The 12,446-nt window shown below is 73.9% G+C and carries 12 protein-coding genes; 5 read left to right on the top strand and 7 right to left on the bottom strand.

Going from position 1 to position 12,446, the window contains the following annotated elements:
• Positions 1-37: 37 nt before the first annotated feature.
• From B086_RS43190 to rimP, 3 genes are all read right to left on the bottom strand, one after another.
• Positions 38-334: a YlxR family protein gene (locus tag B086_RS43190; protein WP_078531201.1), complete on the bottom strand. Its 297-nt coding sequence runs from the start codon at positions 332-334 to the stop codon at positions 38-40.
• A 132-nt stretch (positions 335-466) separates the two neighbouring features.
• Positions 467-1,453 (bottom strand): transcription termination factor NusA, encoded by a 987-nt coding sequence (gene nusA, locus B086_RS0126115; RefSeq protein WP_018569390.1) that lies wholly within the window; start codon positions 1,451-1,453, stop codon positions 467-469.
• A gap of 2 nt (positions 1,454-1,455) precedes the next feature.
• On the bottom strand, positions 1,456-2,010 hold the full coding sequence (rimP, locus tag B086_RS0126120) for a ribosome maturation factor RimP (protein WP_018569391.1): 555 nt from the start codon (positions 2,008-2,010) through the stop codon (positions 1,456-1,458).
• Between the two features lie 239 nt (positions 2,011-2,249).
• On the opposite strand from rimP, the gene B086_RS0126125 reads away from it, so the two are divergent.
• The 4 genes from B086_RS0126125 to B086_RS0126140 all read left to right on the top strand — a co-directional run bounded on the left by B086_RS0126125 (position 2,250) and on the right by B086_RS0126140 (position 5,905).
• Entirely contained in the window at positions 2,250-2,897 is a 648-nt protein-coding gene (locus tag B086_RS0126125; protein ID WP_018569392.1) for a hypothetical protein, read from the top strand.
• Positions 2,894-3,370 carry a DUF4439 domain-containing protein gene (locus B086_RS0126130; RefSeq protein ID WP_018569393.1) on the top strand — a complete coding sequence of 159 codons (477 nt, stop codon included), beginning with the start codon at positions 2,894-2,896 and terminating at the stop codon, positions 3,368-3,370. The genes B086_RS0126125 and B086_RS0126130 overlap by 4 nt, the downstream gene beginning before the upstream one ends.
• A 133-nt stretch (positions 3,371-3,503) precedes the next feature.
• Positions 3,504-4,418 (top strand): aminoglycoside phosphotransferase family protein, encoded by a 915-nt coding sequence (locus B086_RS0126135; protein ID WP_018569394.1) that lies wholly within the window; start codon positions 3,504-3,506, stop codon positions 4,416-4,418.
• Positions 4,419-4,567: 149 nt separating this feature from the next.
• Complete coding sequence (locus tag B086_RS0126140; protein WP_018569395.1) at positions 4,568-5,905, top strand: chloride channel protein; 1,338 nt, start codon at positions 4,568-4,570, stop codon at positions 5,903-5,905.
• Between the two features lie 111 nt (positions 5,906-6,016).
• On the opposite strand, the gene B086_RS0126145 is transcribed toward B086_RS0126140, so the two are convergent.
• The 3 genes from B086_RS0126145 to B086_RS0126155 form a co-directional block, all read right to left on the bottom strand.
• Positions 6,017-7,720, bottom strand: coding sequence for a proline--tRNA ligase (locus B086_RS0126145; protein WP_018569396.1), 1,704 nt, complete (start codon positions 7,718-7,720; stop codon positions 6,017-6,019).
• A gap of 73 nt (positions 7,721-7,793) precedes the next feature.
• On the bottom strand, positions 7,794-8,384 hold the full coding sequence (locus B086_RS0126150) for a GNAT family N-acetyltransferase (protein ID WP_018569397.1): 591 nt from the start codon (positions 8,382-8,384) through the stop codon (positions 7,794-7,796).
• 71 nt (positions 8,385-8,455) lie between these two features.
• Positions 8,456-9,304 (bottom strand): GNAT family N-acetyltransferase, encoded by an 849-nt coding sequence (locus B086_RS0126155; protein WP_026252779.1) that lies wholly within the window; start codon positions 9,302-9,304, stop codon positions 8,456-8,458.
• A 220-nt stretch (positions 9,305-9,524) separates the two neighbouring features.
• Between B086_RS0126155 and B086_RS0126160 the strand changes: the two genes are divergently transcribed.
• Complete coding sequence (locus B086_RS0126160) at positions 9,525-11,387, top strand: SpoIIE family protein phosphatase (protein WP_018569399.1); 1,863 nt, start codon at positions 9,525-9,527, stop codon at positions 11,385-11,387.
• A gap of 171 nt (positions 11,388-11,558) precedes the next feature.
• On the opposite strand, the gene ispG is transcribed toward B086_RS0126160, so the two are convergent.
• Positions 11,559-12,446 (bottom strand): flavodoxin-dependent (E)-4-hydroxy-3-methylbut-2-enyl-diphosphate synthase (gene ispG, locus B086_RS0126165; protein ID WP_026252780.1); only part of this gene is annotated, 888 nt, incomplete at its 5' end.

The raw sequence follows: 12,446 nt of genomic DNA on the forward strand, positions 1-12,446 counted from the left end.
ACCAGGCCGCACGGTGGGTTCCGTGCGACTCGTCTTCCTACCGTGTTGCCTGCTCGGCAACTGTCGTCCGCTCGACGTGGTGGCGCAACGCCTTTGTGTCGAGCGCTCCCGGGGCACGCAACGCCCGCGTGAACGCCCGGCGGCGTACCGCCTGGTCGAGACAGACCAGGGCGGGGTGTACGTACGCACCCCGGCCGGGCAGCGTACCGCGAGGATCGGGGACGCACTCGTCCTCGATCGCCACGATGCGCAGCAGATCCGTCTTGGCCGCTCGCTCCCGGCACCCCACACAGGTGCGTTCAGGGCATGCTCGGGCCTGCGTCCGGCCAGACACCGCTCAGTCTACCTCCCCGCACACACCTCACCCCTCGGGGGGAGGATTCGAACGGTTGTTGTCGTGATCCCAGCGCTGTGCGGCCTGGATCCATTCCCCGGCGATCTGCTCCCCGGTGATCTGCTGCCCGGTCTATTCCCCGGCCTGCTCGGTGTCCGGGCGGATGTCGATGCGCCAGCCGGTGAGGCGGGCGGCCAGCCGGGCGTTCTGCCCCTCTTTGCCGATCGCCAGGGACAGCTGGTAGTCCGGCACGGTCACCCGGGCGGAGCGGGCCGCCAGGTCGACGACCTCCACCTTGGAGACCCGGGCCGGGGAGAGCGCGTTCGCCACCATCTCGGCCGGGTCGTCCGACCAGTCGACGATGTCGATCTTCTCGCCGTTCAGCTCGCCCATCACATTGCGCACCCGGCCGCCCATGGGGCCGATGCAGGCACCCTTGGCGTTCAGGCCCGAACGGGTGGACCGCACCGCGATCTTCGTACGGTGGCCGGCCTCGCGGGCGATCGCCGAGATCTCGACCGAGCCGTCCGCGATCTCCGGCACCTCCAGGGCGAAGAGCTTCTTCACCAGATTGGGATGCGTGCGCGAGAGGGTGACGGACGGGCCGCGCACCCCCTTGGCCACCCGGACGACGTACGAGCGCAGCCGCATGCCGTGCGGGTACGTCTCGCCGGGGACCTGCTCCTGCACCGGCAGGATGGCCTCCAGCTTGCCGATGTCCACGAGCACGTTCTTCGGGTCGCGGCCCTGCTGGACGACGCCGGTGACGATGTCGCCCTCGCGTCCGGCGTACTCGCCGAGCGTCGCGTCGTCCTCGGCGTCGCGCAGCCGCTGGAGGATGACCTGCTTCGCGGTGGTGGCGGCGATCCGGCCGAAGCCGGACGGGGTGTCGTCGAACTCGCGGGCCCGCTGGCCCTCTTCGAGGTCCTCCGGGTCCTCCTTCGCCCACACGGTCACATGCCCGGTCTCCCGGTTGAGCTCCACGCGCGCGTGGCGGCGGCTTCCCTCGGTGCGGTGGTAGGCGATGAGGAGGGCCGACTCGATCGCCTCGACCAGCAGGTCGAAGGAGATCTCCTTCTCCCGCACCAAGCCCCGCAGGGCGCTCATGTCGATGTCCACGGCTACGCCTCCTCCTCTTCCTTCATGTCCTTCTCGGTCCTGCTGTCGGTACTGCCCGTGCTGTCGCTGCTGCCGGTGCTGTCCTTGCGGTTGAACTCGACCTGCACACGGGCCCTGGCCACGTCCGCCAGGGCGACCCGGCGGGCCGTGGGCCTGCGGCCCTTGACTCCGGGCACTTCGAGGTCGAGTCCTTCGTCGTCGACGGCGACGATCCGGGCCACCAGCTCGGCGCCCTCGGCCAGCTGGAACTTCACCAGCCGGCCCGTGGCGCGCACATAGTGCCGGGGCTGGGTGAGGAGGCGCTCCGCGCCGGGGGTGCCGACCTCGAGGGTGTACTCCCCCTCGCCCATCGCGTCGCTCTCGTCGAGCTTCGCCGAGAGCGCGCGGCTCACATCGGCGATCGCATCCAGATCGGCACCGGTCTCGGAGTCGACGACGACGCGCAGCACCCGCTTGCGTCCCACGGAGTCCACGGCGATCTCTTCGAGGTCCAGCCCCTGGGAGGTGACGAGCGGTTCCAGCAGCTCCCGCAGCCTCTCGCTCTGGGTGGTGCTCATCCGGGTGACTCCTCGGCCGCGTGTGCTGTTGTGGGACGGTTCGCGTGTCTGGTCAAAGGGTATCCGGTCCCAAGGGGTGTTGCCGTCCACCTGGGCGAGGGTGGTGGCGCTGAGCCGCGCCCGGGACGCGCGCGGGTACGGTGATCACGGGCATGGCCTGTCTGCGGTCTGTCCGCCTGTCCGCCCTTCCCGCTGTCCGCCCTTCCCGCTTCGTACGTACGCACCCGAGGACGTCTGCCGTGCCGTTCCCCTCACCCTCGCAGGCCCCCTCGGGCCCGCGCAGAAGGAGCCTGCTCGCCTCGGCGGCGGGGGCCGCCCTGCTCGCGGGCTGCTCCGCCGGAGGCGACTCCTCCGGTGACAGCGGCGGCGGTCCGTCGCTCGCCGACCGGGTGCGCGCGGGCGCGGCCCGGGACAGCGAGAACCTGGCGCGGCGCTACGACGCCGTGCTCGCCGCGCATCCGGCGCTGGCCGGGCGACTGGCGCCGCTGCGGGCCGAAGTGGCACGCCACGCCGCCGCGTTCGGCGGCGCGGGAGCGTCCGCGGCGGTTCCCTCCCCCTCCGCGACGGCGACGGCGGGTTCCGGCGACGGCGCGACACCGCCCGCCTCACCGGCCGCGACGGACGCGGTCCGGGCGGCGGTGGGCGGGGGCGGCGCGGCGGGTACGGCGGGGCCTTCCGGTTCCGGCGGTGCGGCGGCCTCCGCGTCGGCGGGGGTTCCGGCCCGGCCCGGGGACGCGCTCGCCTCGCTCGCCGCGGCGGAGCGCTCGCTCGCCGACCGCCGGACGGACGCGCTGCTCCAGGTGCCCGGCGAGCTGGCCCGGCTGCTGGCCTCGGTGGCGGCGGCCGGGGCCGCGCACGCGTATCTGCTGACCGAGGGGGGCAAGTGAGCGAGGCGACCGAGCAGGAACTGCGGGCGCTCCAGGCGGCGCTGGCCGCGGAGCACGCCGCCGTGTACGGGTACGGCGTGGTCGGCGGCCGGGTCGGCAAGGAGCGGCGGGCGGCGGCGCGGGCCGCGTACGACGCCCATCGGGCGCGCCGGGACGCGCTGGTGCGCGAGGTCCGCGGCCTGGGCGGGCAGCCGGTGGCCGCGGCGGCCGCCTACGCGCTGCCGTTCCCGGTGCCCGACGCGGCCACCGCGCTGCGGTTCGCGGCCGAGCTGGAGGACCGGGTGGCCGGGATCTACGCCGATGCCGTGCGGGCCGTTACCGGGCAGCGGCGGCGGGAGGCCGCCGGGGCGCTGCGCGAGGCGGCGGTCCGGGCGGTGGGCTGGCGCGGGGGCAGCGTAGCCTTCCCTGGTCTCGCCGAACGCGCCGGTGCCGACGGTACGTCGGCGACACCGGCACCGGCAGCGACGCCGTAGCGCGGCGAGCGGCGGACGGCGGCGTCCGCCCGGGGTACGCGGTGCACGAGGTGCACGCGGTTGCATGAGCGGGGCGACCCCGTCCGGCCCCGGCACCCGGGCGTCCAGGTCTCCAGGAAGGGAACACTCGCGCATGGCTTTCGAACCGCCTCGGCGTCTGGTCCGGGCGCTCGGCGAGACGTCGCCGGACGGTGACGACTGGCTGGAGCGGCTGCCCGTGCTGGCCGAGCGGGCCGCCGCTCTACGCGGGTCGACCGTCGAGCGGGTGCAGGTGCCCGGCGGGCGCAGCAGCCTGGTCGTGCTGGTGCGGCTGGCGGACGGGACGCCCGCCGTGCTGAAGCTGGCCCCGCCCCGGGCCCGGCCCGGCGCCGAGCGGGCCGCGCTCGCGCACTGGGACGGCCGGGGCGCGGTACGGCTGCTGGAGCCGGAGTCGGCCGGGGCGGACGAGGAGGCCGGTGTGCTGCTGCTGGAGCGGCTGCACCCGGAGGTGTCGGTGCGGTCGCTGCCGGAGGCGCGGGCGCTGCTGGAGGCGGCGGGCACACTGCGGCGGCTGTGGGTGGAGCCGCCGCGGGAGCATCCCTTCGAGACGGTCGCCGAGCGGACCGGGCGGCAGGCGGACGCGATGCGGGCGAGCGCGGAGCGCGACCCGGACGTGGCGCCGCTGGTCGAGAGCGCGCTCGCGGCCCGTACGGAGCTGCTGGCCGCGCCGCCCGGACCGCGGCTGCTGCACGGCACGTTCCGGCAGAGCAAGGTGCTCGCCGGGGACCGGGTGCCGTGGCTGGCCGTGGGGCCCGACCCGGTGGTCGGCGAGCCCGCCTTCGACCTCGCGCGCCTCGTCCGCGACCGGGTGGAGGACCTGATCGCCTCCCCGTCCGGACCGGCCATCACCCGGCGCCGGATCAAACGGCTGGCGGAGTCCCTGGAGGTGGACCGCGAACGGCTCACCGGCTGGACCTTGTTCCGCGCCGTGGAGTCCGGCGTCCGCGCCCGCCGCGTCGGCCGCCCCCGGGACGCCGAACTCCTGCTGGAATTCGCCGGCTGGCTCTGATCCCCGGCACGGGTCGCGGCCCGAGTACCGGCGGCCGGTTCGCGCGGGCGGCGCGACACACGTGCCAGGCAGCCCCTTCGGCCGGCCGGGACGGGAGACGATGCCCGGCGAGGGTCCGGCGGCGGCCGGCCTCCCGGGAAGGGCGGGCGATGGACGGCGGACGGGACGACGGCCCAGGACAGAGCAGGTCCGGCGGCGCAGGGGCGGCGGGGCAGCCGAACCTTGTCGCGCCCTCGGACGTTCCCGCGCTGTCCGCGCGGTTCTGGGTCCTGGTGGTGGCCACGGGTGTGCTCGCGGGCTTCGCGGGTGCCGCGCTGATGGTGGTGCTGCATGCGGCGGCCCATCTCACGTACTCCTACCGTTCGGGGAGTTTCCTGACCGCGGTCGAGGAGGCCGGCGCGCTCCGTCGGGTGGTGGCGCTGGCCGCCGCGGGGGCGGTGGCCGGGCTCGGCTGGTGGCTCCTGCGGTGGTGGACGGGCCCCGGCGGCTCGGAGGTGAGTACGGCGCTGTGGCGGGACGAAGGGCGGCTGCCGCTGCGGCGGAGTCTGGGCACCGCGGTCCTGTCCGTGGTGACCGTCGGCATGGGTGCCTCGCTGGGGCGCGAGGGGGCGCCGCGGCTGGCCGGTGCGGCGCTGGCCTCCCGGCTGTCCGACTGGGCCCGGCTGGACACCGCGCACCGCCGGCTGCTCGCCGCCTGCGGCGCCGGGGCCGGTATGGCGTGTGTGTACGACGTGCCGCTGGGCGGGGCGCTGCTGACGCTGGAGGTGATGCTCGGTGTCCTGTCGCTGCGCCTGGCCCTGCCCGCCCTGGCCACCTGCTGCATCGCCACCGCGGTCTCCTGGACGGTGCTGCCCGAGGAGCCCACCTACCGGTTGCCCGAGGTGGGGCTGTCCACGTCCCTGGCCGTGTTCGCCGTGCTGATCGGGCCGCTCGCCGGACTGGTCGCGGTCGGATGGGTGCGGATGATCCGGATCGCGCACGAACACCGGCCCGCGGGGTGGGGACCGCTCATCGCGCCGCTCCTGGTCTTCACCGTGGTGGGGCTGCTGGCCGTTCCCTTTCCCGAACTGCTCGGCAACGGCAAGGACATCGTCCAGCTCACGCTCTCCGCGCAGGTCGCCGCGCCCCTTCTGGTGGCCCTGCTGTTCCTCAAACCGCTCGCCACGGCCGGGAGCCTGGGCAGTGGCGCGAGCGGCGGGCTGTTCACCCCCACCATCGCCACCGGTGCGCTGCTCGGCTCTCTGGCGGGGCAGGGCTGGACACACGCGTGGCCCGCCCCGGCGGCCGGATTCGCGGTCATCGGCGCGGCCGCGGTCCTCGCCGCCGCCATGCAGGCGCCGATCGCCGCCGTCGTCCTGATGCTGGAACTCACCCGCACCGTCGACGCCCTGATGGTCCCCCTGCTCTTCGCCGTCACCGGCGCGATGCTCGTCTCCCGCCGGCTCGACACCCCGTCCATCTACTCCGTACGCCTGCCCGCCCAATGACAGCCCGATGACAGCTCGATGGCACCCGCCGCACACCGCTTCGGGCGCGGCTGCCGCCGCCACCACGTCCACGGCCCCCGCCCCGGGGAAGGGGCAGGGGCCGTGCGCGGGTCAGGCGGTGAGGCGGGCGAGGGCCTCGTCGACGGTCAGTTCCTCGCGTTCGCCGGTGCGGCGGTCCTTCAGCTCGACGACGCCCTCGGCGGAGCGGCGCCCGGCGACGAGGATCTTGGGGACGCCGATCAGTTCCGCGTCGGTGAACTTGACGCCCGGGGAGACCCCGGCGCGGTCGTCGACGAGGATGCGCAGTCCGGCGGCGGCCAGCTTGGCGGAGACGTCGAGGGCGAGGTCGATCTGGAGGGCCTTGCCCGCGGCGACCACGTGCACATCGGCCGGGGCCACCTCGGCGGGCCAGACCAGGCCGTGCTCGTCGGCGTGCTGCTCGGCGAGGGCGGCGACGGCGCGGGAGACGCCGATGCCGTAGGAGCCCATGGTGACGCGGACCGGCTTGCCGTTCTGGCCGAGGACGTCGAGCTTGAGGGCGTCGGTGTACTTGCGGCCGAGCTGGAAGATGTGGCCGATCTCGATGGCGCGGTCCAGCTTCAGGCCGGTGCCGCACCGGGGGCAGGGGTCGCCCTCCTGCACGACGACCACGTCGACGTAGGCGTCGACCTCGAAGTCACGGCCCGCGACGACGTTCTTCGCGTGCGTGTGCTCCTTGTTGGCGCCGGTGATCCAGGCGGTGCCGGGGGCCACGCGCGGGTCGGCGATGTAGGTGGTCTTCTCGCCCAGGCCCTGCGGGCCGACATAGCCACGCACCAGGTCGGGGCGGCCGGTGAAGTCCTCGGCGGTGACCAGTTCGACGGCGGCCGGGGCGAAGTGCGCCTCGACCTTGCCGAGGTCGACCTCGCGGTCGCCGGGCACGCCGACGGCGACGATCTCGCCGTCCACCTTGACCAGCAGGTTCTTCAGGGTGGCGGAGGCGGGGACGCCGAGGGAGGCGGCCAGCGTCTCGATGGTGGGGGTGTCCGGGGTGGGGATCTCCTCCAGCGCGGGCGCACCGGAGCCGTCCACCGGCTTCAGCTCGTACGTGATCGCCTCGGTGTTGGCGGCGAAGTCGCAGTTCGGGCAGTCGGCGAAGGTGTCCTCGCCGGCCTCGGCCGGGGCGAGGAACTCCTCGGACCGGGAGCCGCCCATGGCGCCCGCGGTGGCCGCGCAGATGCGGTAGTCCAGGCCGAGGCGCTCGAAGATGCGCTGGTAGGCCTGGCGGTGCAGGGCGTAGGACTCGGCGAGGCCCTCGTCGGCGGTGTCGAAGGAGTAGGAGTCCTTCATCAGGAACTCGCGCCCGCGCAGGATGCCCGCGCGCGGCCGGGCCTCGTCGCGGTACTTGCTCTGGATCTGGTAGAGGATGACCGGCAGGTCCTTGTAGGAGGACGCCTGGTCCTTCACCAGCAGGGTGAAGATCTCCTCGTGGGTGGGGCCGAGCAGATAGTCGCCGCCCCGGCGGTCCTGGAGGCGGAACAGCTCGGCGCCGTACTCCTCCCAGCGACCGGTCGCCTCGTACGGCTCCCTCGGCAGCAGCGCGGGCAGCAGCACCTCCTGGGCGCCGATGGCGTCCATCTCCTCACGGACGATCCGCTCGACGTTCGCGAGGACCTTCTTGCCCAGCGGCAGCCAGCTCCAGACGCCCGCGGCGGTGCGGCGGACGTAGCCGGCGCGGACCAGCAGCTTGTGGCTGAGGACCTCGGCGTCGGCCGGGTCGTCGCGCAGCGTCTTGGCCATCAACTGGGACATGCGCTGGACCGGTGCGTTCGCCATCGTTCTCGTACTCCTGCCGGATATCGGTGATGGCTAGGAGGTTAGCCGGGCGGACGGCGGCGGTGGAAATCGGTCAGCGGACCCGGGGGGTGCGGCGGCGCAGCGGCAGCGGGGCGCCCATCACGGCGTACGGCCGCGGCGCGCTGGGGAAGAGGACCTGGCGGGCCAGGTCGGTGTAGCCGAGGGAGTGGTAGAGGCCGCGGGCCGGGCTGTCGGTGTCGATGGCGGAGAGGATGGAGCGGGGCTCGGCGGCGGTGTCGGTGACGGCGGTGATCAGGGCGCGGCCGACGCCCCGGTTCTGGTGGGCCGGGTGGACGTGCAGTTCGGTGATGACGAAGGAGCCGTCCAGCCAGTCCTCGTGCCCGCGGGCGCGCAGATACGGTTCGACGACGGTGGACCACCAGTGGGTGCGGTCGTTGGGCATGCCGTAGACGAATCCGGCGAGCCGGCCGTCCGCGGTGGTGGCGCCCAGCGCGCGGGCCCCCGGGCAGGTCATGTGGCGCAGCACGATCTGGCGGCGTACGGCGACCTCCTCGGCGCCGAGTCCGAAGGCGACGGCCTGGACGGCGAGCGCCTCGTCGACATGGGCCGCCAGATCGAGGGGGCCGATCACGATGTCGTCTCGGCGGCCGGGGCCGGGGCCGTGACCGGGAAAGTGCGCCATGCCGGGGAGACTACCCGGCCGCCGTCCGCCGCCGGAGCCGCGCGGGCGGCCAGGCGGGCGGCCGGGCGGGCTCAGAAGAGCACGCTGGTGAACGCGCCGACCTCCTGGAAGCCGACGCGCCGGTAGGTGCGCCGGGCCGGGGCGTTGAAGTCGTTGACGTAGAGGCTCACCACGGGGGCGACGTCCGCCAGCGCGTAGCGCAGCACGGCGGCCATGCCGGGGGCGGCCAGGCCGCGGCCGCGGTACTCGGGGGCGACCCAGACGCCCTGGATCTGGCAGGCCCGGTCGGTGGCGGCGCCGATCTCGGCCTTGAACATGACCTTGCCGTGCTCGTCGAGGCGGGCGAAGGAGCGGCCCGAGCCGACGAGTTCGGCGACCCGGGCCTGGTAGAGGAGTCCGCCGTCGCCGGCCAGCGGGGAGACGCCGACCTCCTCGGTGAACATCGCCACGCAGGCCGGCATGATCGTCTCCATCTCGTCCTTGCGGACGCGGCGGACGTAGGGGTCGGCGGCGGTGTCGTCCGGCATCCGGTCGGTGATCATGAGGGGCTGGCGGGCGCGGACCTCACGGGCCGGGCCCCAGCTCGGTTCGAGGAGCCGCCACAGCTCGGTGGTGGGCTCGCTGGGGCCGACGATGGAGGAGCAGCGGCGGCCGGCCCGCCGGGCGCGGTCGGCGAAGGCGCGCACGGCGCGCGGGGTGGCACAGATCGGGACCAGGTTGGCGCCCGCGTAACACAGGGACGTGAGCATGCCGTCCTCGTACCAGCCCCACATCTCGCCGCCGAGCCGCCACGGGTCGAGGCCCGCGATCCGCACCCGGGAGGTCACGAAGGCGTTCGCGACCGGCTCGCGGTCGAGGACGGCGAGTGCCGCGTCCAGGTCGCTCGGTTCGAGCACCCGTGAGGTGGTCTGGGTCAACACGTACGGGGCCTCACGCTGGGGTTCCGCTGATCTCCGCACTGTACCTGCCGAATCCTGGCCGCGCCGCCCTCCCGGAAGGGCCGGGCACGGGGCGGTCCGGTGTGTGGCAGTGTGGGCGGTTATGGGTACCCCTCATGTCGAGCCGGGTTCGGAAAGCGGTGATCACGGTGGCACCACCTCGGACGACGGTCCGGAGCGGCGAGGGCGAGGGGCTGAGGCCATGAACACGGCGGACATCGCCCTGGAACCGGACTTCACGCGGGCGGTCCTGCACGACCTGGGCACCGGCGTCTTCACCATCGACGCCGCGGGGTGCATCACGTCGGTCAACCCGTGGGCGGAGCGGCTGCTGGGCCGCTCGGAGGCGGAGCTGCTCGGCCGGGACGCGCACGACGCGCTGCACCGCCGCGCCGACGGCACCGAGATGCCGCGCGGCGAGTGCCGGATGCAGACGCCGCTGGCGGGCGCCCGGCCCGCCGGGGAGGGCTGCGAGGAGTACTTCCAGCGGGCCGACGGCTCGGTCCTGCCGATCATCTGGACCACCACGTCACTGCTGGTGGCGGGCCGCCCCGCGGGTCTTGTGGTGTGCTTCGACGACTTCGGCGCGCACCGGGCGGCCGAGGAGCGGATGGCCGCGCACGCCGCCGCGCTGGAGGCGCTGACCGCCCGGCTGAACCTGCTGGCGGACGTCTCCTCGGTGCTGATGTCCGCCCTGGAGGCGTCCGGGCGGATACGGCGGCTGCTGCACCTGCTGGTGCCGGAACTGGGCGACTGGGCGGAGGTCGCTCTGTGCTCGGAGCGGTCGGGACTGCTGGAGCGGGTCGCCGTGCGGTGCCCGGCGCATCCGCGGCGGGCGCGGCGGCTGGAGGGCGCGCTGCCGCCGCTGCCGGTGGACGCGCGGGCGGCGGTGGAGCGGGTGATGAGCGCCGACGAGCCGGTGCTGCTGACCGCCGCCGAACTGCGGGACCCGGGCTCCCCGCTGGCCGCGCTGGCCGCGACGCACGGACGGCTCTTCGAGCGGCTGGGCGGCCACACGGCCGTGGTGATGCCGCTGGCCGCGCGCCGCAACCGCTACGGGATGCTGACGGTGGGCCGCGCCGGTGACGCGCCCGCGCCCACCGCCGCGGAGGTGCGGCTGCTCGCCGACATCGGCCGCCGGCTGGGGCTGGTGCTGGACAACGCCCGGCTCTACCAGGAGCAGCGCAGCGTCTCGGAGACCATGCAGCGCCAGTTGCTGGCCCCGCTCCCCCAGGTGGACCACCTGCGGATGGCCGCGCGCTATCTGCCGGCGCAGAGCGCGATGGAGGTCGGCGGCGACTGGTACGACGCCTTCCTGCTCGCCGACGGGGTGATGGCCCTGGTGATCGGGGACGTGGTCGGACACGACCTCCAGGCCGCCGCGCACATGGCCGAGGTCCGCAACATGCTGCGCGCGCTGGCCTGGGACCATCAGAAGCCGCCCAGTCTGATCATGTGCCGGCTGGACGAGGCGGTCACCCACACCAGTGACGCGCCGATGGCCACGCTGATCTTCGCCCGGATCGAGGGGCCGGAGGGCGGCCCGTGGCGGCTGAACTGGGTCAACGCCGGGCATCCGCCGCCGCTGCTGATCACCCGGGACGGCGAGGCGCGGTTCCTGACGGCGGGGCACGGCCCGCTGATCGGGATGAGCGCCGTCCTGCACCTGGGGCTGGACTGGCCCGACGCGTACGCGGAACTGCCGCCCGAGTCCCTGCTCCTGCTCTACACCGACGGTCTGGTGGAGAGCAGGGACCGGCCGATCGATCTGGGGATGGCCAGACTCCGCCATCACGCGCAGGTCCTGGCCCGGAGGATGGCCGGGGAGACGGTGGACGACTTCTGCGACGCGCTGCTGGACCGGATCAGGCCCAGCGGTGACGACGCCGCGCTGCTCGCGCTGCATCTGCCGCCGCGCGGTGCGGGAGCCCCCGGCGACCGGGATCCGGCGCCTCCCCCGCAGTCGCCGTACAGCAGTCCGGCGGCGCCGAACCGGGCCGCGCCCGGGTCCGTCCAGGAGGACTCACCGGTGGCGGACCCGACGGACTGGCTGCGCGAAGAGTGAGCCACTGCGGGAAGTGAGGCCCTACGCGGTGCGGGGCACCGCGGGGTGCGAGGCTCTGCGCGGCGTGGGATCCGAGGGTGGTGGGATCCGGGGGTCGTGGGATCCGGGAGGGGTGGGATCCGGGAGGTGTGCGGCCCGGCGGCGTGCCGGGCCAGTGCCGTCGGCGGCGGGTCAGCCCGCGACGGAGATCTCGGGTTCGCCGGAGGCGACGCCGTCCGCCTCCATCTGCTCGGCCAGCTTCATGGCCTCCTCGATCAGGGTCTCCACGATCTTCGACTCGGGCACCGTCTTGATGACCTCACCCTTCACGAAGATCTGCCCCTTCCCATTGCCCGACGCCACACCCAGATCAGCCTCACGCGCCTCACCCGGACCGTTCACCACACAGCCCATCACCGCGACCCGCAACGGCACCTCCATGCCCGTCAGACCCGCCGTGACCTCCTCCGCCAGCTTGTACACATCCACCTGCGCCCGCCCGCACGACGGACACGACACGATCTCCAGACCCCGCTGCCTCAGATTCAACGACTCCAGGATCTGGATACCCACCTTCACCTCCTCCACCGGAGGCGCCGACAACGACACCCGGATCGTGTCCCCGATCCCCTGCGACAACAGCGCACCGAACGCCACCGCCGACTTGACCGTCCCCTGGAACGCCGGACCCGCCTCCGTCACNCCNAGNTGCANCGGATAGTCACACTGCTGCGCCAGCTGCCGGTACGCCTCGATCATCACGACCGGATCATTGTGCTTCACCGAGATCTTGATGTCCCGGAAACCATGCTCCTCGAACAGCGACGCCTCCCACAGCGCCGACTCCACCAGCGCCTCCGGCGTCGCCTTCCCGTACTTCTGCAACAACCGCCGGTCCAGCGACCCCGCGTTCACCCCGATCCGGANCGGNGTCCCATGATCCTTCGCCGCCCGCGCGATCTCCCGCACCTGATCGTCGAACTTCTTGATGTTCCCCGGATTCACCCGCACCGCCGCACACCCCGCCTCGATCGCGGCGAACACATACTTCGGCTGGAAATGAATGTCCGCGATCACCGG

It is taken from the genome of Streptomyces sp. PsTaAH-124 (genome assembly GCF_000373685.1).
Classification (GTDB): domain Bacteria; phylum Actinomycetota; class Actinomycetes; order Streptomycetales; family Streptomycetaceae; genus Streptomyces; species Streptomyces andamanensis.